The sequence below is a fragment of the Mesorhizobium sp. M0040 genome, from assembly GCF_040323505.1.
Taxonomy (GTDB): Bacteria; Pseudomonadota; Alphaproteobacteria; order Rhizobiales; family Rhizobiaceae; genus Mesorhizobium.
In genome coordinates this window covers 16,593-42,203 of sequence record NZ_JAMYVA010000030.1, presented here as the reverse complement: position 1 = coordinate 42,203, position 25,611 = coordinate 16,593, and the positions used below count along the sequence as shown (strand labels likewise).

Genomic DNA, 25,611 nt, shown 5'->3' with positions numbered 1-25,611 from the left:
GCGGGCCCGGGCGGAGGGCGGGCCCGGGCGGCACATCAGAACCAATCTGCATAACGAGGTGGCCAGCAACCAGGCCGCCTGGCTCGGGCGCGGCAGATCATTCACACGTGAACCATTCGCCAACCGAGCGGGGACACCCTAATTGGTGGTGACTTGCGTCACCGCCACGCCGGTTATCCTGCCGTTCCCGGCTGTGTAGGTGAGTGTCTGCGTGACCGTGGCGTCCTTCTGGTCGGGAGACGAAGGAGGATAAGAGGCGGCGAAGCCGAAATGGCCGTAACGATCGGGCTTGGCGGCGCCAAATTTCGCGGCCACGTCGCTCAGCGGCGCTCCGACGCCGGGCGTATCGAGTTCAATAGCTGTCAGGCTGGCAGGCGCGCCGGCGCATCCTTCCGGCACCTTGCCTTCCGGGTTCGGCTGCAGGGCGACGGACAGGACACCGTGGTCGGAGCCGCCCATCTCGCCGGATACGAACCAGAAGATCGACGGCGATCCGCCGGCGTCGGGGCCGGCATAGCAAAGCCAGTGGCGTGAATCTCCGGCGTCACCTTCATCGTGCATCGCTCCGCCGAAGGCTTTTTCGACATCGGCAAGCGTGGTTTCCTCAAGCTTTATCTCCAGCGGCCCAGCCTTGACCTGCTTGAATAGCGGGCTGGCCAGCGGCGAGTTGATATCGCCCAGGGATGGAATCGCCCGGTCCGGGTTGAGCGGCTTGGCCAGCGTCGTTGCATTGGTCACCAGTCCGGCAACGATGAGTGCGAAATATCCGGCGTTCTGTCCCATGCCGATCTCCTGTCGTTCGAAATGAAGGTGCGGAAGGATTTGCGGGCGGGTGCTACCCTGTCTGGCTGATGCCCAAACCGGTGCACGACCAACTGGACCGAAGATAAATTCACAAGTCCGCAGCCTTCAACGTCATTCCGGCGACTTGGCAACCAAAGTGTAATCGAGGCTCACAATTCCTTCTCGGCCAGCTCCCGAAATGCGTCGGGAACCGACCGCTGTAGCCCGAGCGCGACCGAGGCGTAGCCGACCGCCTCCCAGCCGAAGCGGTCGCGGATCTTGTCGACGGCGCGGTCGGCGGTCCAGCGCGCCGCGCCCTTCCGGGTGCCGGGGCGGCGGCGGTCGTCGTCGAGCCCGAGCGGCAGTTCCAGTTGCAGGCCGGCATGCTGCTCCAGGTGCGATACGGCGATCGCCAGCAGCGAGATTGTCTTTTCGTGCGGATGGTCGATGAGCACCTTGCGCACCAGCGCCTCGGCGATCTCGGCCAGCATGGCGGTTGCCGAAATCGGCTGGTCGAGCGTGATCGAGCGCGTCACCGAGCGCAAATCGGCAAAGCGGACGCGAACCGTCACCGTGCGGCCGGGCCGGGATTTCGCCCGCAATCCTGTGGCGACCCTGTCGGCCAGATGCAGCAAAGCCGGCACGAAGACCTGCTCCTCGGCGGGTTTCTGGCCGAGCGCCGATTGCGCGCCGGCCGAGCGCGCCCGGCGCTGCGTCTCGAGCTTGCGCGGATCGCGGTTCCACGCCAGCGCGTTGAGTTTTTCTCCGGCCGCCGGCCCGAGCAGGCGCTCAAGCGCCCCACCATTGGTCTTCGCCAGCTCGCCGATGGTGTTGACGCCGATGCCGGCCAGCCGCTGCCTGGTGACCGGGCCGACGCCCCACATCAGCTCGACCGGCAGGTGGTGCAGGAACTCCAGCTCGCGGCGCGGATCGACCACCACCAGCCCGTCCGGTTTTGCGACCTGTGACGCGATCTTGGCCAGATGCTTGGTGCGGGCTACGCCGACCGAGATCGGCAGGCCGAGCTCGGCCCGCACGCGGCGGCGGATCTTGCCGGCGATCTCGGCCGGCGAGCCGAACAAATGGGTGCAGCCGGCGACGTCGGCAAAGGCCTCGTCGATTGAAATCCGCTCGACCACCGGCGTGAAATCGCCGAGCACCTTGATTGCCGCATCGCCCAGCCGCTGATAGTCCTTGAAATGGCCGCCGACGAAGATGAGTTGCGGGCAGAGTTCCCGCGCCCGCCGTCCCGGCATACCGCCGCGCACGCCGAACGCCTTGGCTTCATAGGATGCGGCAAGCACTACCCCGCCGCCGACGGCAATCGGCTTGCCGCGCAAGGCCGGGTCGAGCAACTGTTCGACCGAGGCATAGAAGGCATCCAGATCCGCGTGGAGGATGTTGGCTTCCATCCGGCCCGTTCGCCCGCGGCGGTTCGAACGCCGCATTGTCTCGAGTTTTGATGAGAACATAAAGAGAACATTATGGGTGGATTGTCAAGCAGCGCGGAGGCTGCCGCAGATGGCGAGCGCACGGCAAATGTTCAGCCGCGCAGCCGATCGCGGGCCTGCATCAGCGCGAATCCCAACAGGTTCTCGCCGCGCCACAGCAGCGGGTTCACCGCCCTCTCGTCATCCGCCGCAAGGCCGATACCCCACACCCGGTCGACAGGGCTCGCCTCGACCAGCACCCGGTCATGCGTCGACAGCAGATATTCGCGCAGCGCCGCGTTCTGACGGAACTTCTGAAAGCTCCCTTCAGTCACGATGCGATATTTGTCTGCATCCCATTTGGTGCCATCGAAGCCGCTCACCTGGCGGCCAAGCTGCTTTGCCTGCTTGGGGCTCGCCGCCCTGAGGATTTGTGTTGCCGTCGGAGCATCACCGAACAGTCGTGCCTTCTCGGCCATCATCCAGTGTTCGGCAGTCGGATAGCTCAGGCCATCGACGGTAAAGGGCGCATGCCACCACTGGCTGAAGCACGACGTGGTTATGCGGCCGTCCTTAGACGGCTGATGGCCCCAGAAGAACAGGAACTTCTGCCGGGGCTTTGCGCGAAAGGTTTTCTCAAGCCAGGTTCGGTCGTAAATCATGGGCGGATGGAGCAGGGCGAAAGGCCGGCTTGTCAATGCTCCATCCAGAGCGGGTAGCGAAGATGAGCGGTCCGCGCTGAATGCGATGAAATGCTGATCTACAGCGCCATCTTGTAGCCGAGATGACTGGCGGTGAAGCCGAGGCGCTCGTAAAAAGCGTGCGCCTCCCGTCGACCTTTGTCCGTGGTGAGCTGGACGAAGCTGCAATTGCGCGAACGGCATGTTTCAATCGCCCATTCGATCATCAGCTTGCCGACGCCGCGAGAGCGCCATTGCCGGGCGACGCGAACGCCTTCGATCTGGCCGCGCCAGGCGCCTTTTCTCGAAATGCCTGGAAGGAAGCTGAGCTGCAGCGTTCCGACCACTTGCCCGGCGTTGACGGCGACGCCCAGCAACTGGTTGGGATCGGTATCGATTGCGCTGAAGGCATCGAGATAGGATGGCGCAAGCGGCGTGGACGGGTCTTCCCGGTCTGCGCCGAGCACATCGTCGGCAAGCATTGCAACGATCGCCGGCAGGTCGGGCGCCTGCGCGCGACGGAATTCGATCTCGCTCATCGCGCGGAGACATACGGCGCGGTGTCAGCGATCGCAATATCCGTTTTGACTTGCAAGGGAGGCCCGCGCGGCTTCAGGTGGCCTCGAGCGCCCAGAGGCGGTGGCCGTAGCGGCGGAAGAAGCGGGCGAAGAGGCGCTGCTGCCTGGCGCGGGTGAGGTCGGCGGCGCGCCTTTCCTGTCGCCAGTGCGGCATGTTGCGGAACATCGACAGGAAGCGGGCGGCATCCTCGAGTGCCTCCTCGGCTGACTGCGCCGGGCGGATCGCCGCCAGGAACAGAGTGCGGCTCGGCTTCATCAGGTCAATCGCCGCCATGCGCTGGCGATGGCTCTGGCGTGCCTTGCGGATGCCGTCTTGGCGGATGGCCGCGAAAGCGGCAAGCATGGCCGGGCTGTCGCCGCTATAGCCGCAAGCATGGGCGAACTGGGCTGGGTCCATCGTCATTCCCTTGCTGCCGGCCGGACGGAGCGGGCGCGGTTCTGTTGCTCGCGCCGATTCAAGCCTGCTCGAGATAAAAGCATAACTCAAATAATCGAACAAGTGAAACTTTCACGTTGATGTAAGCGGAACCGACTCGACTCCGCTCCAAAAACCGATAATGTTGCGAACAAAGCAGGAACAACGATGGGGATGACCATGGCATTGGCAGGCAAGGAAGCGACGATCGCCGATGTTGTCTCGATTGCCGTCGAATGCATCGACTGCGGCCGCAACAGGTGGTGGAAGCCGGCCGAGCTCAAGCGGCATGGGGTGAGGCCGGAGACGCCGCTGGCCGCACTTTCGGGGCGCCTCATCTGCAAGACCTGCCGTGCCGACGGCCTGCCGGGCGCCGCCGTCTCGATCCAGGCCGCCTTCATCGACGACCGGCAACGGACCCGCGCCGAGGCGCGCCTGCTCAACGGTCGAGAGCTGCAGTCGAGGCGGGCTTGAGGGGGCGGGCGTGCTGCTCTTCCCTTCTCCCCTTGTGGGAGAAGGTGGCCGAGCGAAGCTCGGTCGGATGAGGGGTGTTGGACGGATCGCTACCTTGATGGCGTAAGTGCTTAAAAACCGCTTCTACATTTCCTCCGCCGCGTTCCTTCCAGCACCCCTCATCCGGCTCGGCGCTGTGCGCCGATCCACCTTCTCCCACAAGGGGAGAAGGCAACAAGCGCCCCGTCAATACCCCAGCAGTTCCTTGAGCGGGATGACGCGGAAGACGTTCTTGATGGCGTAGCGGTTGAAGGACAGCGTCTTGGGCGGGTTGTACTGTTCGACGATCAGCTCGGCGGCGGTGCGCTTGACCAGCTTCTTGATGAAGGCCTTGCCGTTTTGCTCGTTCTCCTCGGGCAGGGTCTCGATCACCACATGGTCGCCGGGCAACGCTTCGCGGCCTCCGCAATAGATCATCTCGCCGGGCTCGTAGCGCGGCACCATCGAATCGCTCAGCACGTGCAGCGCAAACACATTGCGCAGATGCCGGATCCCCGGCGGCCGCTGGACATAGCCGGCCGGCTGGCCGTTGAAGGTGAAGTCGCCATCGTCGCCGCCGACGGCGGTGCCGAGAAGCTGGATGTCCATCGGCCCGGCGGGCAGGGGGCCGGGATCGGTGACGATCTCGGCATCGGCGACCGGTCCGGCATCTTCGAGGAAAACGACCTCGCCCTTGCCGAGTGCCACCGGGTCGACGCGCAGGAAAGCGGCGGTCTTCAAAAGGTTCTCGGTCTTGGGCAGGTTGCGCCCGGTTTCCCAATTGCCGACGGCAGCGACGTCGGTGTCGTTGTGCTCGGCAATGTGGCGCATCACCAGGCCGCGCTGCTTGCGTGCCCGGCGGATCGCCGCTCCGACCTTGATCGACAGTGCAGTTTTCGCCATGGCTCCATCTGAGGCATAAGAATCGGTTTCGTCTATGCAAGAATCGCTTGCATAATTGATTGAGTTATGCTCTTATACGGTCATGCACAAGTCGCTTCACCAGCTTTCGGTCCTCGAATCCGCCCTTCAGCGCGCCGGCAGCGCTCGCCTGGAGGCGGTACCACAACCGGTCGCCAAGGCCATGCATGTGCCAACCCTGTCCCCTTCGTCGCGGCTGTCCTCCTCCCCGGCCGGGACGATGCCCGAGGCTCGCGCCTCGGATCCGGCAGCGCAAGCGGCCGGAACGGCCGGAGCCGTTCCCCTCACGGCTCCGGCCACGAATTACCTGCCGGCCGGCAATGCGGATGCCGCGGTTTCCTGCATCCGCACCGAAGACGGCACGGTCATCGCCTTCGACAAGCGGACGGGCAAGGCAGTGTCCGGCGCAACAAGGCAGGCGGCCGAGATGAAGCTCGATCGCAGCAGACCACGCGAAGGCTGACCGGCTTTCGAGCCTGAGGCCGGCGAAGCCGGCGCCGCACACAACCATTTTTGCAGGGAATGAAACATCATGGCCGCCCGCTATTCCGCCTCGGAACTGGAACAAATCGAGAACTGGCTGATGAGCGGACTGTCGGCCGCGAAGATCGCCACCCGGTTGACCGCGCTGCGCGGCCGCCCGGCCTCGCGTGCAGCCATCATCGGCATCGTCCACCGCACCGCCCGTTTGCGCACCATCGGCCTTGCCAGATCCAAGGGCTGGTGTGGCGGACGGCATGGAAAATCGGCGCCAGAGCCGTCGAACCCCGCCGGCCAAGCAGGGGCGGTACCGGCCGAGCATCACTGCCGCCCGGCAAGGCTGTCGGCCAGGCTGGCGCCGCCGGCCTGGCAGCCGGGTCCGACTCGGATCACCGGGTCCGATGGCGCGCCGCTCGAAATGCCGGCGCCGCGCCCGATCGCCGCCGGCGGTCGCCAGCCGCATTTCGCCGCCATGCGCTTCATCGATTGCCTGTTCGAGCGCTGCCGCGCGCCGCTCGACACGACGCTGCAGGAGGATGCGGAAAACGACGCCCCCGGCAGCCGGCCAGGTTTGGACATGCTGTGCTGCGGAATGCGCACGAACCCATCGAAAAGCTATTGCGCCTATCACGCTGCGCGCTTCCTGCGCACGCTGCCGGCCGAAGCGATTTGAGCCCGCTGCAATGAGGCTGGAAGTTCGCCAGAGCCCGACGACCAAAACCCAGGAGGACCGAGCCGATGAGCACCAAAACCGCCCAAAAGGCCAAAGCCAGGCCACCGAGATTGCCGAAAGGCGAGGCCGAGCAGGTGCGCATCCGCAAGGAGATCGGCCATGATTTCGCACTGAAGGACGACCGGTTCGGCCGCAAGCGGCTGGCGAAGGGGACGCAGGAGGGAGCGCGCCTCTATGAGGTCTCCAATGACGGCCACACAGCGACCGGCGGCATCGTGCGGGTGCGCAACGTCGACCCGCTGAGCGGCCTCACCTCGCTGTCGCGCCAGCAGCGCGAGGCGGGCATGCGCTACCGCCAGGACTTCCGCAACTCGTCGGAGGCAACCGCCAAGCCGATGGCTTGGGCCGAGCGCGTCGACGGCGGCCGCACCGGCAGCGGCGTCGCAGAACACATCCTGTCCGCCGGCCGCGACCATGCCGAGGCCACCAGGGCGCTTGCCCATTGGGAGATCGCCGGCATCGTGCAAAAGGTCTGCTGTGCCGACGCAACGGTCAAGAGCCTGGCCGAACAGGCCGGCGAGCCGCGCGACGTGGTGGTGAAACTACTCAAAATCGGGCTCGACATATTGGCCGTGCATTACGGCATGATGCTGATGCGCAAGCCGAGGTGAGGAGCCCGCCGATCCGGCCGGCTCTACCGGCCGGATCGATCCGTCAACGACGGCAGACACGGATTCTTTCGATAACCCGGTGGTGATGACGCCAGTGCTTGACGACTTCGGTGTGGCAGCGCCGGTGGTACCGATAGCGCGGCCTGTAGTCCTCGTCGTAGACATCATAGCGGTAACGGGGGACGTACTCATCGTCGTAATCGGAATACCGATGGTGGCGATAATAATAGTCGTCGTCATAGCCGTTGCCGATGCCGATCGTGACGCTGCCGCCGGCATTCGCCGGGCCGATCACGGAAGCCGCCGAGGCGATGGCGATCACCGAGGCAAGCAGGAGCTTCTTCATAGCTACCTCCTTCTTTAACGTCCCTCTAATAGAAAAACCCCCGAGGGGCAGCCTCGTTCCATAGATTGGCAAGATGTAACGAACGGACGAGCCCGAAGTTTAGGCGCCTGCTGGCGCGAAAACACCGCTTGCTGCGCCGGGGTCGGATCGTCGACGCAGCGTGGCTGCTCCTCTCATCAAACAGCGGCAATCGCGCGTCAGTCCCGTCTTTTGCCGACGTCTGCCTACAGAACATGGCCCAATTCCAGCAAAACGAACGCGGTCGCACCCAGCACAGCGAGGGCGTAGGCCGCATAAAGAACAAGCAGCATTACCTCAAAGTCCCGGGCGAAGCTTGCGGCAATCCTGGTCTCCTTAGGCTCCGCTTTCTCGATGCGGTCGGTTTCCAGCTGCTCCGTTGCCACGACGAGGCAGACAATCCTGTCGTTGTCGGCCGCCTGTAATATCCGTTCCGTCAAATCGACTGCAATCACTGGATCATCGGCCAACTGATCCCGCGATAGCCGGCTTTCAGTGACGGTCTGGATTTCACGCTTTCTCACGCACGCATAATTGCGTCGACTAAATTAGGTTCCACTAAAATACATGGAATGCATCGACCCGATCACGACGTGGTGAGGCGTGAGCCCAGCTGGGCGGGGAACCCCCGCCCGAGGTCCGCATTTGTCGACTGTCGGGGCGAATCGCGATCCGCATCCTCCGATCAAAGGGCGCGGGCTTCTTCATAGGCTGCTACGGTGCGCCATTGCTGGTAGGTCGCAATGCCAAAGCAGCCAAACTCTCATATCGCGAACGCAGCGCCGACGTCTTCGGTGCCGACCGGTTATGACGAGGATCGCATGCTTACTTATATCCGGCTGCTCGACGCGTCGGCTGAAGGGACCGATTGGCGTGAGGTCGCCCGCATCGTCCTGCACATTGATCCGGAGCAGGAGCCAGACAGGGCTTTCCGGGCGTGGGCGACACATCTGGCGCGTGCACGATGGATGACCAGGAAGCGGAACGAGCTGCGCCAATTGCATGATGAGTGGTGGGGATGAGCACCATCTAAGCGGAACTGCCGTCTGGTCTGGCCGTTGAGGGAGGAGGCCAACATGGAAAAGCGACCAATGACTTCTTGGCGAGCCAATACTTTCGAGCTGTGCTGCCTTCTTGCAGTTCCGCTCTCGCTTATCCTTACAGTTTTACTGGCTGGTCTTATCCTTAGCTGACCCCCTGCATGGTTGCTTGGCGAGGGGCTGGGTCGTGATCCGACAAGATCCGGAACCGTTACTTTACAGCCGCCGCCATCACATCCGAAAACAGCGCCCGCTCCACTGCCGGTTCCAGCGTTTCGGCGAAGGGCGTCGCCAAGTGGTGGCGGTCGCGGAAGGCTAGTTTGCCATCGATGAAGACATGGCAGGTGGTCTGGTCGCAAAAGCGGTCGGTCATGTCGATGTAAGCAGCGTTCGGTGTCGAGCGCACGATATCGCGCTCGATGGTGGCGATGTCGTCGTTTGCCGCCATGATTCTCGGCGTGTCGCATGTCGCGGGCGTCTGGCCCCGCCACAGCGCGCGCGCCACGCATTTGTCGGCGTAGCTTGCATTGTAGGGAACGTCCCTGATGACCGCGACCTTGATGCCGGCCTGGCTGAAGGCTTGAAGCGTCCAGTTGAGGCCCGTCCGCCACTGCGCTTGCCAATCGGCGTGCTTCAACTCCTCGGGCGATTCTTTCATCACATTGCCGATCGAGAACTCCGAGATCACCACCAGTTGCGGGTGGAGCGCGATGATGTCCTTGACCGACTGCTCGCGCCATTGATCGCATTCGGTGTAGTCGCGCTTCAGCCGCCAGTTCCAGGTCGTCACCCGCGAAGCCCGGCAGGAAGATTTGAGAAAGGTGACGACGCGAAAATTGTTCTTCTCGGCCGCCTTGATCAGCGGCGTCGACCAATGGTCGGCATGCGAGTCGCCGAACAGCACGACCGAGCGCTGGGCATCCTTGCGGCCGAACATGCAGGGCTTAGGCTTGACGGTCTCGAAATCGAGCACGCAGCCGCCATTGCTCGCGCGCACGGTGGAGAGCTGGGCGGCGCTGTCGGCGATGACGTGCTGTTCGGGGCTGAGATTGTGCTCGGCAAAGCGCGCATTGCCATAGGCCGCGACCACGCCGGCGCCGGTCAGCGCGACGGCGGGCACCAGCGCCCGCGCTGCTCCGGCCATCAGCCAGCCGTTGCGGCGGATCGGGTTCTCGATGAAATGATAGGTGAACATCGATAGAAGCAGCGTCAGCGCCGCGCAGGCAAGGCGGTCCAGGATGGACAGGCTGGGAACCACCATCGCCGCATAGACGATGACCGGCCAGTGCCAGAGATAGAGCGAATAGGACAGCCCGCCCAACCATTGCATGGGCGGCAGCGCCAGCACGGCGCTCGGCAGATTGCGGCCGCCGCTGCCGCTGAGCAGCAGCAGCACGGTGCCGGCAACAGGCGCCAGCGCATTCACCCCGGGAAACGGCGAGTCTTCGTCCAGCATCAGATAGGCCCAGGCGATCAGCGCCAGACCGAGGCATGCCTGGAGCGTGGCCAGCAGCGGCCGGTCGCGCCAGATCTTTGCCGGCGCCATGGTCGCGAGGCCGCCGGCGGCGAATTCCCAGGCCCTGAGCGGCGAGAAATAGAAGGCCCAGGGCTGCGACACTTCCGTCAGCCAGGCGCAGGCGGCGAAGGAGGCCGCGCCGGCGACGCCGATGACGATTATAGCGGCGCGCTTGCCGGGACGCAGCCAAGCGGCGGCAAGAAGCAGCGCCGGCCATGCCAAATAGAACTGTTCCTCGACCGAGAGCGACCAGAAGTGGATGAACGGGTTGTTGGTGGCGTCGGCGGCGAAATAGTCGAACGACCAGCGGATCAGCCAAAGGTTGATCATGTAGGCGGAGGCGAACATGGCGCCTTTCGAATAAAGCGCCTGCTCCTCCGGCGACAGGATGAAATAACCAGCAAACAGCGTGGCGAGGATGACGAACAGTGCCGCCGGCAACAGGCGCCGGGCGCGCCGGGCGTAGAAGCGCCAGAGGTTCAGCCGCCCGGTCTCGGTGATTTCCGTAACCAGGTGACGGGTGATCAGATAGCCGGAGATGACGAAGAAGATGTCGACGCCGGCAAAGCCGCCGGGCAGGCCGGACAGACCAAAATGGAAGGCGATGACACCCGCCACCGCCAGCGCGCGCAGCCCTTCGATGTCAGGCCGAAATGATGCCGACACAATCACCTCATGCAAGGAATGCCCACCTCGCAGAGGCTCGACCCGATGCGACGATATTGCAATGCAACAAATCTAACGCAGTGCAACATAGGGGGAGGGCGCGGCTCCTCCAGTTCCTCGCGTGGGCGATTCACTCACATGAGCGATTCGAGAGCGACTGATATGGAAGCGAAGCGAACGGTGCCGAGGCGATCACGCCTTTTTCAAAAACTCGGTCTTCAGCACCAGGCCCTTCACCTGCCTGGTGCTGCATTCGATCTCGCCGGGATTGCCGGTGAGGCGAATATTCTTCACCAGCGTGCCGCGCTTGATCGTCTCCGACGTGCCTTTGACCTTGAGATCCTTGATCAGGGTCACCGAGTCGCCCTCGTGCAGCGCCGTGCCATTGCTGTCTCTTATGATCGCGTCGGTCATGGCAGGTCTTTCGTGGGACTCCGGTGCGGAGGTGGTTGGCTCATTACCCGGCCTATCCCACGGTTGGCGGCGAGGTCAAGCGTGCCGGGGGCAGCGTGCCGGTAATCAAGCGTGCCGGCCGCTAATGCCAGGCGGACGGCCGACCGGAAAACCCGGATTATGAGCAGACTGGGACCCCCTGGGCGGTAGTGGCATTGCCGCTTCGCGACATGCGCTCCGGCCAAGCCATGCCAATGGCGCCACGGCAATCGAAGTCGTGGCCTTTTACGCGGATATTCCGGCACGAGTTCAAATAGATGAGCGCCCGCCCGTGCGGAAGGAAGGTCGCACAGTGACAGACCTGCCCGCCCTTTCGCTTGGTGCGTTATTTCAATTGGCAACGATCACTTGTTGGCGCCACCGAGCTGGTTGGCCATCTTGCAGAAGTCGGCATGCATCGTGGCAATGCCTGCGTCGCTGCATTCCTTCAACATCATGGCCCGGTCGCTCGTGGACATGGCCATCCATGCCGCCTTGAATTCGGCTTCCGACTTCATGGTCTTCATGCCGGCGTCGGTGAAGAAGGGGTTCATTTTCTGCGGATCGTCGAGCGCCGAAGTGCCAGTGGCACCGGCGGCAAGCGCTGCGCCGGTCATCATCGAAAGCGCCATCGCGCCCATGCAAAGCGTCTTGATGTTCATGATCATTCCTCCTGAGCTGCTGCTTTGAGGTTGTCCATCAGCGATCTACGAAGGAACGGTGTTTTGATCCAAAAGTTCCACGTTCTGGCGCAGACATGGAACAGGATTGCCCGTGACGTCATTAATGCAAAAAATTCTACCATGACTGAATTTGCGGCGCTGCCGACCAGGGCAATCGGCGTCCAGCTGGGTGAGACGCTGCGAAGTTGCACGCCGGCTCAATATGCCCGATCATGGCGACGGCGGGGCGGAGGTATCAAGTGGTGGCAAATCGTCGAAACGACGCGCACCTGTCGGAGCCCCGGCGGGCGGGTATTGTTTCCGCGGCCAGGGCGCTTCCGCGCACATCGTTGCCCAGCGTAGCGTCGGTCGTGACGGCCGTCGCGGCGCTCTATTTCGGGCGCGAGGTCTTTCTGCCGATCGCAATCGCGCTGCTGCTTACCTTTGCGCTCGTGCCGATGGTGTCGGCACTCAAGCGAGCCGGCATTCCGCGTCTTCCTGCCGTGATCGCCAGTGTGCTCGGCGCATTCACGGTGCTGGCTCTGTTCTCCTTCATCGTCGCCACACAGGTCAGTGAACTGGCGCAGAACATTCCGCTTTACCAGGCGAATATCCTGACCAAGGTCCGGTCGCTCAAGGAAACCGGCGTCGGCGGCGGCATCGTTTCCAGATTGAGCCGGGTGATCGAACGCGTCGGCCAGGAGCTCGACAGACCCGAACCCGCACAACCCGCCGCCGATCAGCCTCCGCGGGAACCGATCCCGGTCGAAATCGTCGCGCGCGAACGACCGCTCGAGGTTCTCCAGAATCTGATCGGCCCGCTGCTGAGCCCGCTGGCATCGGCCGGACTGATCGTCGTGGTCGTCATATTCATGCTGCTCGAGCGGGAGGACCTGCGCGATCGTTTCATACGCCTCGTCGGCTACGGCGATCTGCACCGAACCACCGAGGCGCTGCAGGATGCCGGCAAGCGCGTCGGCCGCTATCTGCTCATGCAACTGGTCGTGAACATCGTCTATGCCGTCCCGATTGCCATCGGACTTTGGCTGCTGGGCATACCCAATCCATTGCTGTGGGGCTTGCTGGCGCTGGCGCTGCGCTTCGTTCCCTATATCGGCCCGGTCATCGCGACGTTGTTGCCTCTGTTCCTGGCGCTGGCCGTGGCGCCCGGCTGGTCGCTCGTGCTATGGACCGCAGGGCTTTTCGTCGTGGTGGAACTGATCACCGGCAACGTGATCGAACCTTGGCTCTACGGCTCGCGCACCGGGCTGTCGCCATTGGCCATCATCGTTGCGGCGATCTTCTGGACCTGGCTTTGGGGGCCATTGGGCCTGGTTCTGTCGACGCCGCTCACGGTCTGCCTCGTCGTGCTCGGCCGGCATGTGCCGCAGTTCGAATTCCTCGACGTTCTGTTCGGCAACGAACCCGTGCTCGAACCGCACGCCCGGCTTTACCAGCGGCTGTTGGCCGGCGATCCCGAGGAAGCGACGGACCATGCCGAGGAGATGCTGGAGGAAGAATATCTGGTCGAGTTCTACGACAAGGTTGCGATTCCCGCACTTCTGCTCGGCGAGCAGGACCGGGTGCGTGGTGTGTTGAGCGATGAGCAAAGACAGCAGGTCGCGGGCAGCGCGCTGACGATGGTGGCGAACCTCGACGACAGCGCGCAGGAGGAGGCGGAAGCGGACGACACGGCCGCGGCCGAGGACAACGGCTCACGCGAGGACAAGCACGTTCAGGGGGAGGTTCAGGGCGAGGAAGACACCGAACTGCCGGGTGGCACGGGCATGTCGGTGCTGTGCGGCGGAGGGCGCGGCGAACTCGACGACGCGGCTGCCGCCATGCTGGCGCAGGTGCTCGAAGTCCAGGGCGCTACGGTGTTGAGAGCGAGCTTCGCCGAGATGGAACCGGGGAGCATTCGCCGCCTTGAGCTCGACGCCGTCGATACTGTCGTCGTCGGATTTTTGAACCGGGATTCCGTCAAGCACGGGCGGTTCCTGGTCCGTCGGCTGAAACGCGCCAAACCAAGGTTGCGAGTGGGCATCGTGTTGTGGTCGGAAGCCGACAGCGACAACCAGGAGGCAGATGCCAGATTGGCCAACGAGATCAACGCCGATTTCGTCGCACATGGCATGGTAGGCGCGGTGCTCGGTGCGTTGTCCAGCGCTCCGCCGGTGGCGCTGAAGACCACCGCCAAACGCCGCATGCGCCGCCTGACGCCGGCGCGCAAGAAAGAGCCGCTCGCCGCGGCAAAATGAGCGCGGCGAAGACCGCGGCAGGTCGGGTTATTACCGCTTTCGCGAAAGTGGTAATAACGAAACGGATCAGGTTATCTTCGCAAGATCGCGCTGAACCGTCCGCCGCGGCAAACGGCGCCAACCTTCATACAGTCCAGAAATAGCGCACCGTATGGAAGAAGACCGGGGCGGCGAAGACCAGGCTGTCGGCACGGTCCATCATGCCGCCATGGCCTTCGATCAGATGGCCCCAGTCCTTGACGCCTTGATCGCGCTTGATGGCGGAGGCGACCAGCCCGCCAAGGAAGCCCATCAGGCAGGCGATGAAGGCGACGCCGGCTGCCTGCAGCGGCGAGAACGGCGTCAGGAACGACAGCAGCGCGCCGAGCAGGCTCGATGCCGCCAGCCCGCCGACCAGCCCCTCCCAAGTCTTCGACGGCGAGACCGTCGGCGCCAGGAGATGCCGGCCGAACAGCTTGCCGAAAATATATTGCAGCACGTCGCTGCCTTGCACGGTGATGATCAGGAAAGCGATCAGCAACAGGTTGCGGCCTTCGAAGCCTGGCACCTCGAGCGTCAGCAGCGCCGGCACGTGGCTGACGCAGTAGACCGAAATCATGACCGCCCATTGCTGCGCCGAGACGCGCTCGAGAAAGCGTTCGGTGTCGCCGTGCAGCGCGGTGATCGCCGGCATCAGCAGGAAGCAGTAGACCGGGATGAAGATGGTGAACAGGCCGTACCAGGCGGTCCACACCAACCAGTACTGGAACGGGATGACGATGCCGAACATGCCGAGCAGCACCCAGTGGTCGCTGCGGCGGCTGTGCGTCAGCGTCACGAATTCGCGCAACGCGGCGAACGAAATCAGCGCGAACAGGATGGTCATGCCGGGGCGGCCGAAGAAGAAGGCAACGGTGATCGCCACCACCATCACCCACCAGGCATTGATGCGCTGGGTGAGGTTGACCAGCGTCGGCGACAACGGCTTTGGCGCGCGCCATGACAAGACGCCGGCGACGACGCTGGCACTGATCAGCACCGCCAGCAGGCCGACAATCAGAATGAGGGTTTCGTGCATCATCGGCAGCATTTTGCCTTGGTCCTCAATCGTCTCGCTGCGGCCGGGGGTTGAGCGCCAGCAGCGTTTCGCGGGCGCGGTCAAGAAAGGCGCGGCGTTCCTCACCCGGTTGAATGGCGATCGGCGCGCCGAAGACGACACGGCAAAGCAGCGGCACCGGCACGAATTGCCCCTTGGGCAGCACCCGCGACATGTTCTCGATCCAGCACGGGATGAGTTCGACATCGGGCCGCGCCATCGAAAGATTGTAGAGGCCGGAGCGGAACGGCAGGAGCGGTTCGTCGGTCATGTTGCGCGTGCCTTCGGGAAACAGGATCAGCGAATGGCCCTGGTCGAGCACCGACAGCATGATCGAGATCGGGTGCTGCGTTTCATCCGTCCACTGCCGGTGGATCAGCACGGAAGACAGCATGTCCTCGGCAATGAAACGGCGCAGCCGCGTCTTGCTCCAATAATCGGCGGCCGCCACCGCATGGGTACGGGCGCGCTCCTTCTCGCTGAGGCAGGCCGACAGCAGGATGAAATCGCCGTGGCTGGCATGGTTGGCGAAGTAGATACGCTGCCGGTCCGATGGCTGGCTGCCGTTCCAGATCGGCCGCACTCCGGTGACCACCCAGGCCAGTGCCGACAGGCCGACCGAGGTCACCGTCTGCAGCAGGGTATAGGTGCTGACGCGAAGCTTTGTCATGGACGGGCTCAAAAGAATGCCGCGACGACCGAGGCCGCCGCGAACAGGCTGAAGGCGATACGCTGCTTGGCGAGCAGACGGCGCGTGCCGGCCATCCGCTGGTCGAGCGAGCGGCCACCGGCCGCCGTGGGTTTCAGCCGCATGCGCGCCAGCACGTCGTCGATCGCCGCAGCGCCGCCTGCTTCGCTGGCGTGGCTGGCCATCAGCCGGAACAGCAGCGCGTCGAACAAAAGCAGGGCCGAGAGAATAATTGTGGCTATGGCACCCGCGGCGGCGATCAGCCAGGCCGCCGCGGATAGCGACGATGTTTGCGGCGCAGCCGCCAGGCCGATGACCGGCGCCGCCAGCAAGGCAGCAGCAATCAACAGCAGCGGCCACGCCACCTGCACCATCAGTCCGGCGGCGAACGTCTCGGCCTTATCTCGAAAGGCGGTCATGTCGCCGCGTCCATGCCAAGATGCACAGGCCGGCCCGCGGCGGCGAGCTGGCCTCGCGCCTGATCCGGCGTGGCGGCCCGGCCGCTGGCGACCAGCCATTCGGCGACGACGGCGGCGCTGCGTTGGAAGCCGAGCGCACAGCAGACCAGCACCGTGCCCTGGCTCTGCGCCGTCTCGATCGCCGCCACCGCTTGCGCACGCGCCTCGCGAGACGGCGGCAAAAGGTCGACCATGGGCAGGCTCAACCAGCGGATCGAGGCGCCACGCGGCCTTTCCAATTCGCCGGCAAGGTCGATCACCGTGCCGAAGGCGTCGGCCTCGGCGGCGGTCGGAAAACGGCCAAGGGAAACACCGTCGGCGATGACGATCTGCGCCGGAAGCTTTCGCGTCCATGCCCACACATTGACCTTGGCGGCAACCCGGTAGGGCCACAGCAGAAGACGGCTGGCCAGCGACACGCGGCCATCGGCTGTTTTCTGGAACACCTTGGCGCCGGCGCCGGCATAGGCGAAAGCGACTATGGCCAGCGCCAGTGCCGGCCACAACAGGATGAGCCACAGCGCCGAGGCCAATGCGCCGGCAGCAGCGCCGGCCAGCGCAAAGGCTGCGCCAAGCGCATAGAACAGCGCCAGAAGCCGCGCTTTCGGGGCCGCGGTCAGGCGGAAGCCGGCGAAAGGCAAGGCGCCGTCGCGCGGAAACAGCCACAGCGCGAAAAGGCCGAGCAGCGCGCCGGTCGGAATGTCGATGAAATGGTGCTGCCACGTCGTCAGCACCGAGGCGCCGATCAGGAAACACCAGGCATGCCAGGCGACGCCGGCGATGCCGGTCAATCTGTGACGCCAATGGTCCCAGATGATGACCAGCAGCGCGATATGCAGCGACGGCGCCTGGTTGAAGGGTTTGTCGAAGCCGCCGAGCACGGCGAACATGAAGCCGGGCAGGCCGCTCGTCTGCGGGCGCACGAACGTCGCAGTCAGCGGGAACAGGATGAAGCAGGCGACGGCGACGATCTGTGCCGTCAGATAGCGGCCGGCGAGGCGGTCGACGCCGCTCTTCGAATTGTTCAACAGCAACGACAAGCCATAGAACAGGTTGATCGACCAGTAGGGCACGATCGTCCAGGCAAGGAACGGGATGCCATGCTCCCAGCCGAACACGATGCTGCCGATATCGTCGCGCCGCGACGCCAGCCAATTGGCGAAGCCGTAGGTGGCGTAGAAGAACGGCGCCAGAAATGACAGCCACAGCGCGGCGCGCAGGACTATTCCGGCATACGGCTCGTGCGGCAAGGCCGGCAGGGCAGGGGCATCGCGAGGAACGGCAGAAGCAGGCAAGTACATGCTCAGACGCGCCGCGCGACCGAAACGGTGAAGATGCCCCACTGGTCGATGCGCTGGTCGAGTTTCTCGAAACCGGCGGCCGCCACCAGTTGGTCCATCTCGGCCTGCGTGCGGCGGCGCATCACCCAGGCCTGGCCGCCGCGGTGCGAGGTCAGGCTGCGCGCGATCATCTCGAGCTGCGGATGCCAAGGCTGGTTGGTGTAGACGAGCAGGCTTCCGGGCTGCATGGCGCTGGCCAGTCCACCGAGCGAGCGGGCGATCATGGCATTGTCGGAAAACAATTCGTAGAGCCCCGAGACGATGGCGAGATCCGGCGCCGGGTCGAGCCCGGCCAGCATCGTGGCGTCGAAGGCGTCACCTTGATGGAACGAGACGGTCGCCGGCAGCTTGCGCTCGGCGATCAGCTTGCGGCCGAGCGAGACGTTGAGCTCGGAGAAATCCTGCAGCCGCACGCTTGCCGGCGGCGCGGCGCCTTTCTGCACGGCATCGAGCACATAGCGGCCATGGCCGGCGGCGATATCGACGATATGGACCGGCCGGCCGGCGGCCTTGAGCGAGGCGGCGGCGCTGCCGATCAGCTCTTCCAGATGCAGCTTGCGCTGGCGGATGCCGCGCCAGCCGATGGCATCGAGAAAGGTGCGGTCGATCATGCGGCCAATGGGGCTGTTGCCGCGCGCCTCGTACTCATAGACATAGTCGAGCGTCGAGCCGGAATCGAAGCCGGTGGCAATCCCCGTCTTCATGCCGGATGACAGCCAGGCCCCCATGCGGATCGAGGCGCGGCTGATTGCCCAGTAGAGCCCCCTGGGAGACAGCAGCGGCAGCGGCGAGGCCAGCCGGTCGGCCTCGTCGCGTGTGTAGCCGGCACGGTCGGCCTCGGTCAGGTCGACCGGCTTTTCCGGCGCTGTGAACTGCCTTTCGAGGAAAGGCCTGATCAGGTCGAGTGCCTTGTGGCGGTCGCGCTCGCCCAGCGTGTCGTGAAAGAAGCCGGGCAAAATATGCCGCTCCTTCGCCGGGCTCGCCAGATTGACGAAAAATTCGTGCTGCGGTCCATGCCGCACCACCCAGTCGCTGCCGGAGATCAGAAGCTGTGTCGGCACGGTGATGGCGCGGCCGTCGGCGACGATGCGCGCGGCATGGTCGTAGAGCTCGACCAGGATGTTGGAGGCGATCGGCCGGGTGATCAGCGGGTCGGCGTCGAAGGAGGCGATGCGCTCGGGGTCATGCGTCAGGAATTTCGCCTTGACGTAGGAATTGACGAAGAAGCGGCCCTTCAGCTTCTGCCACAACGCAATGCCTTGCTTGGCGAAGGGCACGTAGAGCTTGACCGAGAAGGCCGGCGAGGCCAGCACCAGGGCGCGAATGTCGGGCGCGTAATCGTGCACCCAGGCGGCGGCAAGCACGGCGCCGAAGGATTGCGCGATCAGCGCGATGTCGCGCCGGGCAAAGCCGTCGCTGCCAATCTCGCGCACGAAACAATCGATGTCGCGCACCAGCGCCGCAAACGACGGCGCATAGCCGCGTTCGCCGGCGGAGCGGCCATTGCCGCGCGCATCCCAGGCATAGAAGGCGTGGTCGGGCATCTCGAACTCGTCGACCAGATGCGCCATGCGGCCGCCATGCTCGTGGCCGCGGTGGAACAGCAGGATGGCGCCCTTGCGGTTTTCCGACAGAGCCGGCCAATAGCGATAGAAGATCTCGGTGCCGTCATGGCTCTTGAAGCTGCGCTCCTGCGCCACCCGCTCGATATTGGCTGAAGCCACTGCGGCAACCGTCTGTTGGTGAAGCATGTTGTTCTCCCTGGCGAGACCGGAATTCAGCTGCCGCTCCCGTTAAGGCCGCTGCGTATCCGATTGATGGCGGTCGCCAGCGAGAGTGTAGCCATGGCCGGAAACACGAGCGGCGTGAGCGCCGGGAGCCACAGGCCGGACGCGACAAGCACGGCGAGGATGCCGAGCGCCAGCGCCCGGTCGCTTTTGCCGAACGGGCCGGCATAGCTGCGCCCCGCTCCGGCCGCGATGCCGAGCACGCCGGCGAATTCCGCAATCACCGCCGCGATAGCGAATGCAACGACGCCCCAGACAGGAAAAATGACGGCAAAGGCCAGGATCAAAGCGAGATCGGAGATAACATCGCAGAGCTCGTTGAGATACATGCCGAGCTTCGAGGCCTGGCCATGTTCCCTCGCGAGCATACCGTCGATCGCATTCAGCGCCATTCGCGTAAACAGCACGAGCGGCATCAGCAGAAAGACCACGCGGTGGCCGGCAAGGGCTGCCACCACAAGGCCGGTGGCGAGCGAGAGGGCAGCGGCCAGCAACGTGATCTGGTTGGCGGTGACGCCGGCTCTGGCCAGTCCGTCGGCAAGCGGCCGCAACCTGGCCTGGAAGGCCGGTTTCAGCGCATAAAGCGTCGGCATGTGCGAACCCCCCGGCCGCGGTGCAAAGTGATGTTGGCGAGGATGGTCAATTGGCGCGCAAGGCGCAAGGGCGGCGCCCATCACTTTCCGCAAACTTGCCGGACGGCTATGTCCTCGCTTTGACCGTGTCGCCCGGGAACAGGGCGGGCAAACTTTGTTCGGCCGCCGCCCAGGCGCGACTATGGTAACGCCGCAGGATGAGAATGCATGCGGCGAAGACCAGCAGCCCGCAAATCACGCCGGGCGTCATGCCCCCGCCAAACGCAGACTTTACAACGATGCCGGTGAAGACGCCGGCAATGGCGCCATTGATCGTGCCCACCATCCCCGCGGTGGTCATGAAATATTGCAGCGGCGAGGGTCTGAGACCTTTGTCGACCAGCACCGCCGAGGGGTCGTCATGCGTGGAATTGACGAGGTATCTTTGCAGGACGGGCGCCAGTTCGACGAAATAGTGGCGGATCCTGGCCATGCCGCGGGCATGCACCATGTCCTCGATGGCAACCTGCACCGCGCGCACGAAGGTGACCAGTCCGATGAAGAAAAGGCAAGGCAGCAAGATCAGGCTGAACAACACGAACGGCCTGCCCATCTCCGTGACCTGCGCGACGAAGGACAAGGCAATCGTTGCGCTCGAGACCGAGGTCAGGAACAGATCGGCTCTCTGGTTCGCTTCCTGAATGGTCGCGGCGCGAGCGTTTTGCAGGACGAAATGCTCGGTCGTCAGGCACTGCAGGGCGTGCTGCGCCTGGTCAGGCGGAACCGGAGCGTCGGGAGAACGGGTCATCGACATTTGCCCGCTTCTGCCCGCCGGAACCGGCAGGCAGAAGGGGTGTCGTCCTACGAGCCGTCAGGACTTGCCGTCGCCGCCGCTGATGGCGATACGCTTGGCCTTGGCCTGGGCGCGCTCCGTCTTGGGCAGCGTCACGCTGAGCACACCGTTCCGGAACGCGGCGTTCACCTTGTCTTCGTCGACTTCGTAGCCGAGCGGGATACGCCGCTCGAAACGGCCATAGAAGCGTTCGGAGAACTGCCTGTCCTTGTCCTCGGTCTCTTCGCGCTTCTCGCCGCGCAGCGTCAGCACGCCGTCATCGAGCAGCAGCTCGACGTCCTTCGCGTCCATGCCGGGGATCTCGGCGGTGACGCGGATCTCCTTTTCGCCATCGGCGATGTCGATACTGGGCCAGCTGACGCGGGCAGCGGAGAAGCCACCGAGCGACGGCAGCCGCGTGTCGAAGCCGCGGAACGCCTCGTCGAACAAGCGGTTCATTTCGCGATGCAGCGTCAGGAAGGGATCGCGATCGCCGTTGCGGAACAGGCTGGGGGCCTGATTGTTCTCCCGGCCCCAGGGAATGAGATCACGAATAGCCATTGCATAGTCTCCTTTCTCGACTGGTGCATTCAGGCAGCCTGCTTGTTTGCTTCGACCTGCGCGACCTTCGGCCCGGTCTTCGGCGAGGCGACATCGGTCGCGATGGCGATGCGCCGAGGCTTCACCTCCTCGGGCACCTCACGTACCAGATCGATGCTGAGCAGGCCGTTGTCGAGCGAGGCGCCTGCGACCTTGACGTGATCGGCAAGCTCGAAACGGCGGGTAAAGGGCCGTGCGGCGAGGCCACGATGCAGATACTCCGCGTTATCCGGCTCCTTGTGCTGGCCGGAGACAATCAGGAGGTTGGGTTCATGGGTGATTTCGAGGTCGTCCTCGGAAAAGCCAGCGACGGCGATGGTGACGCGGTAGTTGTTCTCGCCGCTGCGCGCGATGTCATAGGGCGGCCAGGCGTCGAAAGCCTGCGGAGCATTTTCCAGCAGGTTGAAGACGCGGTCGAAGCCGATGCTCGACCGATAGAGCGGGGACAAGTCGAATGCGGTTCTCATAGCTACATCCTCCATCGAGCAACATAGATACGAGGAGCGCCAAAGAGCTGGCGCTCCCTGGTTTCGCCGGCCCCATTTCGGCGACCGGTGCCTTCGATCTGGTTATTGTCCGCCGCAAGTCAAGACCCGGTGGCTTTCGCTTTGCCGGTTTTTCGGGCCGGTTTTCGGTCGGCTCGGCGAGGCTGCCAATCCCCCTTTTTGTTTGCGGCGAGATGTCCGGCAGGAGATTGCCTGTTTGGTTTCAATTGCCAACGCTGACTTCCCCGGCCGGTTATTGTCTGCAGCAGGTCAAGACCCAGATTTCTTGTGTTGCCGGGCCCGTTCCCGGCACTCGCAGATGGAGCTGACCATGACACGCGACGAGATCATTTCTGTGTTGGGCCCGGTCGACGAAGCCGTGATCGCCGACATTGCGGCGACGGACGGGACGGTCCAGGAATTGCGCGAGGCCCTGGCCTGGATCGCCGCCGACGAGGCGTTGGTGAACGAGGGCCGACCGCTGCCGACGGCAAGAGTAGCGACGCTGATCGAACTGCTTCAAGGGCCCGACGAGGAGGAATAACCGGCTATTGCCGCGATGCTCTTGAACCGCGCAGAGAGACGAACCATGTCCTTCAGCGGCGCCGGCCGGCCGCCGGTGCCTGCCAGCATAACGTTGCTTGCTCAAACAAGAAGACGATCAGAAAACAAGGAGGAAGTGATGGACGACGTCCGCTTTGCCGAGCCAATCACGTTGAAATTCCAATCCAGCGAGCGCAAGGTCGCCAGCAGTTGGGAAGCCATCGAATGCATGCGCCAGCAGTGGCCGGACCGTGCACGCGGCCGGAGCTGGCGCGCCGCCTATCGGACCTGCCTCGACGCGCTCGACGGCTGGCGCACCGCGCGTGATGCGCGCAAGCCCTTTGTCAGGGCGGCGCGCAAGGCTGGATTGCTCGCATCGGCCCGCAAGCCTGTCGACCACGCCGGCTAGTCCGGACGCCCTCCGATATTGTGAGATCCAAAACAAGTGGGGAGAGGCAACTGCCTTTCTCCACCTCGAGAGACTTTGTTTGCTGTCTGGCGGCAGGTCGGCTTGCTCCTCAGTGGACGGTGATAATGCCGTTTACGGCCCGCCATTCGGACGGTTGGATCAGACGGTGATGAGCCACGCGCACCGAATGCAGCGGGCCTTCGATCTCGCGCTCCCAGAAATCGAGGAAATGCTTCAGCGTCGGGAAATCAGGGGCGATATCGTATTCCTGCCAGATGTAGAGCTGCAGCAGACTCCGATGATCGGGCAGGCGGTAGTGGATCTCCGCCGTGGTGAGGCCAAACCCTTGCATCTGGAGCTGAAAGTCCCTGCTGGTCATGCAATCCTTCCTTTCCCAATGAACCTCCGTCTGCAAAACGCCTCGCCTTCCACATAGGTTCCAGCCGCCGCAAGCGGCTCAGGAGACGGACAGATTTGGAAATCCGGCCGGGTCATCGCGCCGGAAACGGCGAATGTGCGAACAATTACAGCGTATTGGCACTCTCAGGTGTCGAGTGCTAAAATTTTTGCGTGATCCTCTTGAAAGCTGAAAAAAGCGCGACTAGTTCGTATGCGCGCGATGCCTGATGAAGGGGTCGCGCACCCCGTGCCGGGCCGATATTGCCGGTCCGGTCAGGAGGATGTTCGAAAATCTGTTTGTCCAGAGAGGAGAACAACATGGCGTTCCGTCCATTGCATGACCGCATCCTGGTCCGCCGCATCGAGGTCGACGAAAAGACCGCGGGCGGCATCATCATCCCCGACACCGCCAAGGAGAAGCCGCAGGAGGGCGAGGTCATCGCCGCCGGCCCCGGCGCGCGCGACGACAGCGGCCAGTTGCAGCCGCTCGACGTCAAGGTCGGCGACCGCATTCTGTTCGGCAAATGGTCCGGCACCGAGATCAAACTCAATGGCGAGGATCTGCTCATCATGAAAGAGAGCGACGTGCTGGGTGTGATCGAGGCCACGGGCGAGATGAAGAAGGCTGCCTGAGGGGGGCCTGAACAAGCATTCCAGTCAACGAAAAGCTGCCTATCGAGGAGTGTTCCAATGGCTGCCAAAGATGTGAAATTTCATACCGAAGCGCGCGAGAAGATGTTGCGCGGCGTCGATATCCTCGCCAATGCGGTGAAGGTGACGCTCGGTCCCAAGGGCCGCAACGTTGTCTTGGACAAATCGTTCGGCGCGCCGCGCATCACCAAGGACGGCGTGACGGTGGCGAAAGAGATCGAGCTTGAGGACAAGTTCGAGAACATGGGCGCGCAGATGGTGCGCGAGGTCGCCTCGAAGACCAGCGATACCGCCGGCGACGGCACCACGACCGCGACGATTCTTGCTCAGGCCATCGTCAGGGAAGGGGCCAAGGCCGTCGCTGCCGGCATGAACCCGATGGACCTGAAACGCGGCATCGACAAGGCGGTCGACGCCGTCGTCGCCGACCTGAAATCCAATGCCCGCAAGGTGACCAGGAACGACGAAATCGCCCAGGTCGGCGCCATCTCTGCCAATGGCGATGCCGAGATCGGCCGCTTCCTTGCCGAAGCGATGGAAAGGGTTGGCAATGAGGGCGTCATCACTGTCGAAGAAGCCAAGACCGCCGAGACCGAGTTGGAAGTGGTCGAAGGCATGCAGTTCGACCGTGGCTATCTCTCGCCTTATTTCATCACCAACCAGGACAAGATGCGCGTCGAACTCGAAGAACCCTATGTGCTGATCCACGAGAAGAAGCTCTCCAACCTCCAGGCCATGCTTCCCGTGCTCGAAGCCGCCGTGCAATCCGGCAAGCCGCTGTTGATCATTGCCGAGGACGTCGAAGGCGAGGCGCTGGCGACGCTGGTCGTCAACAAATTGCGGGGCGGCCTGAAGGTTGCGGCCGTCAAGGCGCCGGGCTTCGGTGATCGCCGCAAGGCCATGCTCGAAGACATTGCCATCCTGACCGGCGGCACGGCGATCTCGGAAGACCTCGGCATCAAGCTCGAGAACGTCACACTGGAGATGCTCGGCCGCGCCAAGAAGGTGCTGATCGAGAAGGAAAACACCACCATCGTCGACGGCGCCGGCCGCAAGGATGAAATCCATGCGCGCGTCAGCCAGATCAAGGCGCAGGTCGAGGAAACCACCTCCGACTACGACCGCGAGAAGCTGCAGGAGCGGTTGGCCAAGCTCGCTGGTGGTGTCGCCGTCATCCGTGTCGGCGGCTCGACCGAAATCGAGGTCAAGGAGCGCAAGGATCGCGTCGACGATGCAATGCACGCCACACGCGCGGCGGTCGAGGAGGGTATCCTGCCCGGCGGTGGCGTGGCGCTGCTGAGAGCGGCGAAGGCGCTCGACAATATCGAGGTCGACAATCCCGACCAGAAGATCGGCGTCGAGATCGTGCGTCGCGCGATCGAGGCCCCGGTCCGCCAGATCGCCGAGAATGCCGGCGCCGAAGGTTCGATCATCGTCGGCAAGCTGCGCGAGACGGGCGAGTTCGGCTATGGCTGGAATGCGCAGACCAACGAGTTCGGCGACCTCTACAGTCAAGGCGTCATCGACCCGGCCAAGGTCGTGCGTACTGCTCTCCAGGGCGCCGCCTCTGTTGCCGGCCTGCTGGTGACGACCGAGGCCATGGTGGCCGAGAAGCCGAAGAAGGAAACGCCCATGCCTCCGATGCCCGGCGGTGGCGGCATGGACTTCTAAGGCCAGGCTTCCAAAGCGCGACTTCGAAACGGCAGATGGA

The 25,611-nt window shown here is 63.8% G+C and carries 31 protein-coding genes; 10 read left to right on the top strand and 21 right to left on the bottom strand.

The window, feature by feature from the left end; all coding sequences use genetic code 11:
- Positions 1–138: 138 nt before the first annotated feature.
- The 5 genes from NKJ91_RS22485 to NKJ91_RS22465 form a co-directional block, all read right to left on the bottom strand.
- Positions 139–783 (bottom strand): hypothetical protein, encoded by a 645-nt coding sequence (locus tag NKJ91_RS22485; RefSeq protein WP_352457326.1) that lies wholly within the window; start codon positions 781–783, stop codon positions 139–141.
- Between the two features lie 170 nt (positions 784–953).
- Entirely contained in the window at positions 954–2,195 is a 1,242-nt protein-coding gene (gene dinB, locus NKJ91_RS22480) for a DNA polymerase IV (protein ID WP_352457325.1), read from the bottom strand.
- A 131-nt stretch (positions 2,196–2,326) separates the two neighbouring features.
- Positions 2,327–2,875 (bottom strand): riboflavin biosynthesis intermediates N-glycosidase, encoded by a 549-nt coding sequence (ybiA, locus tag NKJ91_RS22475; protein ID WP_352457324.1) that lies wholly within the window; start codon positions 2,873–2,875, stop codon positions 2,327–2,329.
- Between the two features lie 98 nt (positions 2,876–2,973).
- The gene (locus NKJ91_RS22470) at positions 2,974–3,432 is read right to left on the bottom strand and encodes a GNAT family N-acetyltransferase (protein WP_352457323.1); all 459 of its coding nucleotides are present in this window, start codon (positions 3,430–3,432) and stop codon (positions 2,974–2,976) included.
- A 73-nt stretch (positions 3,433–3,505) separates the two neighbouring features.
- Positions 3,506–3,874, bottom strand: coding sequence for a hypothetical protein (locus tag NKJ91_RS22465; RefSeq protein ID WP_352457322.1), 369 nt, complete (start codon positions 3,872–3,874; stop codon positions 3,506–3,508).
- Positions 3,875–4,054: 180 nt separating this feature from the next.
- On the opposite strand from NKJ91_RS22465, the gene NKJ91_RS22460 reads away from it, so the two are divergent.
- The gene (locus NKJ91_RS22460; protein WP_352457321.1) at positions 4,055–4,360 is read left to right on the top strand and encodes a hypothetical protein; all 306 of its coding nucleotides are present in this window, start codon (positions 4,055–4,057) and stop codon (positions 4,358–4,360) included.
- A gap of 225 nt (positions 4,361–4,585) precedes the next feature.
- On the opposite strand, the gene NKJ91_RS22455 is transcribed toward NKJ91_RS22460, so the two are convergent.
- Positions 4,586–5,281 carry an XRE family transcriptional regulator gene (locus NKJ91_RS22455; protein ID WP_352457320.1) on the bottom strand — a complete coding sequence of 232 codons (696 nt, stop codon included), beginning with the start codon at positions 5,279–5,281 and terminating at the stop codon, positions 4,586–4,588.
- A gap of 82 nt (positions 5,282–5,363) precedes the next feature.
- Between NKJ91_RS22455 and NKJ91_RS22450 the strand changes: the two genes are divergently transcribed.
- The 3 genes from NKJ91_RS22450 to NKJ91_RS22440 all read left to right on the top strand — a co-directional run bounded on the left by NKJ91_RS22450 (position 5,364) and on the right by NKJ91_RS22440 (position 7,123).
- Positions 5,364–5,762, top strand: coding sequence for a hypothetical protein (locus NKJ91_RS22450; RefSeq protein WP_352457319.1), 399 nt, complete (start codon positions 5,364–5,366; stop codon positions 5,760–5,762).
- 69 nt (positions 5,763–5,831) lie between these two features.
- Positions 5,832–6,452: a GcrA cell cycle regulator gene (locus NKJ91_RS22445; protein WP_352457318.1), complete on the top strand. Its 621-nt coding sequence runs from the start codon at positions 5,832–5,834 to the stop codon at positions 6,450–6,452.
- 65 nt (positions 6,453–6,517) lie between these two features.
- Positions 6,518–7,123, top strand: a complete 606-nt coding sequence (locus NKJ91_RS22440) for a DUF6456 domain-containing protein (RefSeq protein WP_352457317.1) — start codon at positions 6,518–6,520, stop codon at positions 7,121–7,123.
- Positions 7,124–7,166: 43 nt separating this feature from the next.
- Here the strand turns inward: NKJ91_RS22440 and NKJ91_RS22435 are convergent, their stop codons facing one another.
- Entirely contained in the window at positions 7,167–7,469 is a 303-nt protein-coding gene (locus NKJ91_RS22435) for a hypothetical protein (RefSeq protein WP_352457316.1), read from the bottom strand.
- 224 nt (positions 7,470–7,693) lie between these two features.
- Positions 7,694–8,011: a hypothetical protein gene (locus tag NKJ91_RS22430; RefSeq protein ID WP_352457315.1), complete on the bottom strand. Its 318-nt coding sequence runs from the start codon at positions 8,009–8,011 to the stop codon at positions 7,694–7,696.
- Positions 8,012–8,230: 219 nt separating this feature from the next.
- On the opposite strand from NKJ91_RS22430, the gene NKJ91_RS22425 reads away from it, so the two are divergent.
- Positions 8,231–8,509, top strand: a complete 279-nt coding sequence (locus NKJ91_RS22425; RefSeq protein ID WP_352457314.1) for a hypothetical protein — start codon at positions 8,231–8,233, stop codon at positions 8,507–8,509.
- A gap of 229 nt (positions 8,510–8,738) precedes the next feature.
- On the opposite strand, the gene NKJ91_RS22420 is transcribed toward NKJ91_RS22425, so the two are convergent.
- The 3 genes from NKJ91_RS22420 to NKJ91_RS22410 all read right to left on the bottom strand — a co-directional run bounded on the left by NKJ91_RS22420 (position 8,739) and on the right by NKJ91_RS22410 (position 11,803).
- Positions 8,739–10,709: an acyltransferase family protein gene (locus tag NKJ91_RS22420; protein WP_352457313.1), complete on the bottom strand. Its 1,971-nt coding sequence runs from the start codon at positions 10,707–10,709 to the stop codon at positions 8,739–8,741.
- A gap of 192 nt (positions 10,710–10,901) precedes the next feature.
- Positions 10,902–11,123 (bottom strand): alkylphosphonate utilization protein, encoded by a 222-nt coding sequence (locus NKJ91_RS22415; protein ID WP_023675660.1) that lies wholly within the window; start codon positions 11,121–11,123, stop codon positions 10,902–10,904.
- Positions 11,124–11,506: 383 nt separating this feature from the next.
- A complete protein-coding gene (locus NKJ91_RS22410) occupies positions 11,507–11,803 on the bottom strand; it encodes a hypothetical protein (protein WP_023675661.1) in 297 nt (98 codons plus the stop codon).
- A gap of 233 nt (positions 11,804–12,036) precedes the next feature.
- Between NKJ91_RS22410 and NKJ91_RS22405 the strand changes: the two genes are divergently transcribed.
- Positions 12,037–14,061: an AI-2E family transporter gene (locus tag NKJ91_RS22405; protein WP_502903626.1), complete on the top strand. Its 2,025-nt coding sequence runs from the start codon at positions 12,037–12,039 to the stop codon at positions 14,059–14,061.
- Positions 14,062–14,185: 124 nt separating this feature from the next.
- Here NKJ91_RS22405 and NKJ91_RS22400 read toward each other — a convergent pair whose 3' ends face one another.
- The 9 genes from NKJ91_RS22400 to NKJ91_RS22360 form a co-directional block, all read right to left on the bottom strand.
- Positions 14,186–15,121 carry a phosphatidate cytidylyltransferase gene (locus NKJ91_RS22400; RefSeq protein ID WP_023675663.1) on the bottom strand — a complete coding sequence of 312 codons (936 nt, stop codon included), beginning with the start codon at positions 15,119–15,121 and terminating at the stop codon, positions 14,186–14,188.
- Between the two features lie 22 nt (positions 15,122–15,143).
- Positions 15,144–15,806 carry a lysophospholipid acyltransferase family protein gene (locus tag NKJ91_RS22395; RefSeq protein WP_031211476.1) on the bottom strand — a complete coding sequence of 221 codons (663 nt, stop codon included), beginning with the start codon at positions 15,804–15,806 and terminating at the stop codon, positions 15,144–15,146.
- Between the two features lie 8 nt (positions 15,807–15,814).
- The gene (locus tag NKJ91_RS22390) at positions 15,815–16,243 is read right to left on the bottom strand and encodes a hypothetical protein (RefSeq protein ID WP_352457312.1); all 429 of its coding nucleotides are present in this window, start codon (positions 16,241–16,243) and stop codon (positions 15,815–15,817) included.
- Positions 16,240–17,541: a phosphatase PAP2/dual specificity phosphatase family protein gene (locus NKJ91_RS22385; RefSeq protein WP_502903627.1), complete on the bottom strand. Its 1,302-nt coding sequence runs from the start codon at positions 17,539–17,541 to the stop codon at positions 16,240–16,242. The genes NKJ91_RS22390 and NKJ91_RS22385 overlap by 4 nt, the downstream gene beginning before the upstream one ends.
- Positions 17,542–17,585: 44 nt before the next feature.
- Positions 17,586–19,373 carry a bifunctional alpha/beta hydrolase/class I SAM-dependent methyltransferase gene (locus tag NKJ91_RS22380; protein WP_352457310.1) on the bottom strand — a complete coding sequence of 596 codons (1,788 nt, stop codon included), beginning with the start codon at positions 19,371–19,373 and terminating at the stop codon, positions 17,586–17,588.
- Positions 19,374–19,399: 26 nt separating this feature from the next.
- The gene (locus tag NKJ91_RS22375) at positions 19,400–20,002 is read right to left on the bottom strand and encodes a CDP-alcohol phosphatidyltransferase family protein (RefSeq protein WP_352457309.1); all 603 of its coding nucleotides are present in this window, start codon (positions 20,000–20,002) and stop codon (positions 19,400–19,402) included.
- 106 nt (positions 20,003–20,108) lie between these two features.
- The gene (locus NKJ91_RS22370; RefSeq protein WP_352457308.1) at positions 20,109–20,789 is read right to left on the bottom strand and encodes a hypothetical protein; all 681 of its coding nucleotides are present in this window, start codon (positions 20,787–20,789) and stop codon (positions 20,109–20,111) included.
- A 63-nt stretch (positions 20,790–20,852) separates the two neighbouring features.
- On the bottom strand, positions 20,853–21,374 hold the full coding sequence (locus NKJ91_RS22365; protein ID WP_352457307.1) for an Hsp20/alpha crystallin family protein: 522 nt from the start codon (positions 21,372–21,374) through the stop codon (positions 20,853–20,855).
- A 29-nt stretch (positions 21,375–21,403) separates the two neighbouring features.
- Positions 21,404–21,880, bottom strand: a complete 477-nt coding sequence (locus tag NKJ91_RS22360; protein WP_352457306.1) for an Hsp20 family protein — start codon at positions 21,878–21,880, stop codon at positions 21,404–21,406.
- A gap of 349 nt (positions 21,881–22,229) precedes the next feature.
- Between NKJ91_RS22360 and NKJ91_RS22355 the strand changes: the two genes are divergently transcribed.
- Positions 22,230–22,442 (top strand): hypothetical protein, encoded by a 213-nt coding sequence (locus NKJ91_RS22355; protein ID WP_245274651.1) that lies wholly within the window; start codon positions 22,230–22,232, stop codon positions 22,440–22,442.
- Positions 22,443–22,580: 138 nt separating this feature from the next.
- A complete protein-coding gene (locus tag NKJ91_RS22350; protein WP_352457305.1) occupies positions 22,581–22,850 on the top strand; it encodes a DUF982 domain-containing protein in 270 nt (89 codons plus the stop codon).
- Between the two features lie 109 nt (positions 22,851–22,959).
- On the opposite strand, the gene NKJ91_RS22345 is transcribed toward NKJ91_RS22350, so the two are convergent.
- The gene (locus tag NKJ91_RS22345) at positions 22,960–23,229 is read right to left on the bottom strand and encodes an usg protein (protein ID WP_352457304.1); all 270 of its coding nucleotides are present in this window, start codon (positions 23,227–23,229) and stop codon (positions 22,960–22,962) included.
- 338 nt (positions 23,230–23,567) lie between these two features.
- On the opposite strand from NKJ91_RS22345, the gene NKJ91_RS22340 reads away from it, so the two are divergent.
- Positions 23,568–23,882 carry a co-chaperone GroES gene (locus tag NKJ91_RS22340; RefSeq protein ID WP_352457303.1) on the top strand — a complete coding sequence of 105 codons (315 nt, stop codon included), beginning with the start codon at positions 23,568–23,570 and terminating at the stop codon, positions 23,880–23,882.
- 57 nt (positions 23,883–23,939) lie between these two features.
- Entirely contained in the window at positions 23,940–25,571 is a 1,632-nt protein-coding gene (gene groL, locus NKJ91_RS22335) for a chaperonin GroEL (protein ID WP_352457302.1), read from the top strand.
- Positions 25,572–25,611: the final 40 nt, after the last annotated feature.

Coding starts and splice junctions, on each gene's coding strand:
- NKJ91_RS22450 (WP_352457319.1), top strand. CDS start 5,364: ATGCACAAGTCGCTTCACCAGCTTTCGGTCCTCGAATCCGCCCTTCAG.
- NKJ91_RS22435 (WP_352457316.1), bottom strand. CDS start 7,469: ATGAAGAAGCTCCTGCTTGCCTCGGTGATCGCCATCGCCTCGGCGGCT.
- NKJ91_RS22465 (WP_352457322.1), bottom strand. CDS start 3,874: ATGACGATGGACCCAGCCCAGTTCGCCCATGCTTGCGGCTATAGCGGC.
- NKJ91_RS22410 (WP_023675661.1), bottom strand. CDS start 11,803: ATGAACATCAAGACGCTTTGCATGGGCGCGATGGCGCTTTCGATGATG.
- NKJ91_RS22355 (WP_245274651.1), top strand. CDS start 22,230: ATGACACGCGACGAGATCATTTCTGTGTTGGGCCCGGTCGACGAAGCC.
- groL (WP_352457302.1), top strand. CDS start 23,940: ATGGCTGCCAAAGATGTGAAATTTCATACCGAAGCGCGCGAGAAGATG.
- NKJ91_RS22370 (WP_352457308.1), bottom strand. CDS start 20,789: ATGACCCGTTCTCCCGACGCTCCGGTTCCGCCTGACCAGGCGCAGCAC.
- NKJ91_RS22375 (WP_352457309.1), bottom strand. CDS start 20,002: ATGCCGACGCTTTATGCGCTGAAACCGGCCTTCCAGGCCAGGTTGCGG.
- NKJ91_RS22380 (WP_352457310.1), bottom strand. CDS start 19,373: ATGCTTCACCAACAGACGGTTGCCGCAGTGGCTTCAGCCAATATCGAG.
- NKJ91_RS22340 (WP_352457303.1), top strand. CDS start 23,568: ATGGCGTTCCGTCCATTGCATGACCGCATCCTGGTCCGCCGCATCGAG.
- NKJ91_RS22395 (WP_031211476.1), bottom strand. CDS start 15,806: ATGACAAAGCTTCGCGTCAGCACCTATACCCTGCTGCAGACGGTGACC.
- NKJ91_RS22460 (WP_352457321.1), top strand. CDS start 4,055: ATGGGGATGACCATGGCATTGGCAGGCAAGGAAGCGACGATCGCCGAT.
- NKJ91_RS22405 (WP_502903626.1), top strand. CDS start 12,037: ATGGCGACGGCGGGGCGGAGGTATCAAGTGGTGGCAAATCGTCGAAAC.
- NKJ91_RS22365 (WP_352457307.1), bottom strand. CDS start 21,374: ATGGCTATTCGTGATCTCATTCCCTGGGGCCGGGAGAACAATCAGGCC.
- NKJ91_RS22415 (WP_023675660.1), bottom strand. CDS start 11,123: ATGACCGACGCGATCATAAGAGACAGCAATGGCACGGCGCTGCACGAG.
- NKJ91_RS22350 (WP_352457305.1), top strand. CDS start 22,581: ATGGACGACGTCCGCTTTGCCGAGCCAATCACGTTGAAATTCCAATCC.
- NKJ91_RS22445 (WP_352457318.1), top strand. CDS start 5,832: ATGGCCGCCCGCTATTCCGCCTCGGAACTGGAACAAATCGAGAACTGG.
- NKJ91_RS22455 (WP_352457320.1), bottom strand. CDS start 5,281: ATGGCGAAAACTGCACTGTCGATCAAGGTCGGAGCGGCGATCCGCCGG.
- NKJ91_RS22400 (WP_023675663.1), bottom strand. CDS start 15,121: ATGATGCACGAAACCCTCATTCTGATTGTCGGCCTGCTGGCGGTGCTG.
- dinB (WP_352457325.1), bottom strand. CDS start 2,195: ATGGAAGCCAACATCCTCCACGCGGATCTGGATGCCTTCTATGCCTCG.
- NKJ91_RS22390 (WP_352457312.1), bottom strand. CDS start 16,243: ATGACCGCCTTTCGAGATAAGGCCGAGACGTTCGCCGCCGGACTGATG.
- NKJ91_RS22485 (WP_352457326.1), bottom strand. CDS start 783: ATGGGACAGAACGCCGGATATTTCGCACTCATCGTTGCCGGACTGGTG.
- NKJ91_RS22345 (WP_352457304.1), bottom strand. CDS start 23,229: ATGACCAGCAGGGACTTTCAGCTCCAGATGCAAGGGTTTGGCCTCACC.
- NKJ91_RS22470 (WP_352457323.1), bottom strand. CDS start 3,432: ATGAGCGAGATCGAATTCCGTCGCGCGCAGGCGCCCGACCTGCCGGCG.
- ybiA (WP_352457324.1), bottom strand. CDS start 2,875: ATGATTTACGACCGAACCTGGCTTGAGAAAACCTTTCGCGCAAAGCCC.
- NKJ91_RS22440 (WP_352457317.1), top strand. CDS start 6,518: ATGAGCACCAAAACCGCCCAAAAGGCCAAAGCCAGGCCACCGAGATTG.
- NKJ91_RS22360 (WP_352457306.1), bottom strand. CDS start 21,880: ATGAGAACCGCATTCGACTTGTCCCCGCTCTATCGGTCGAGCATCGGC.
- NKJ91_RS22425 (WP_352457314.1), top strand. CDS start 8,231: ATGCCAAAGCAGCCAAACTCTCATATCGCGAACGCAGCGCCGACGTCT.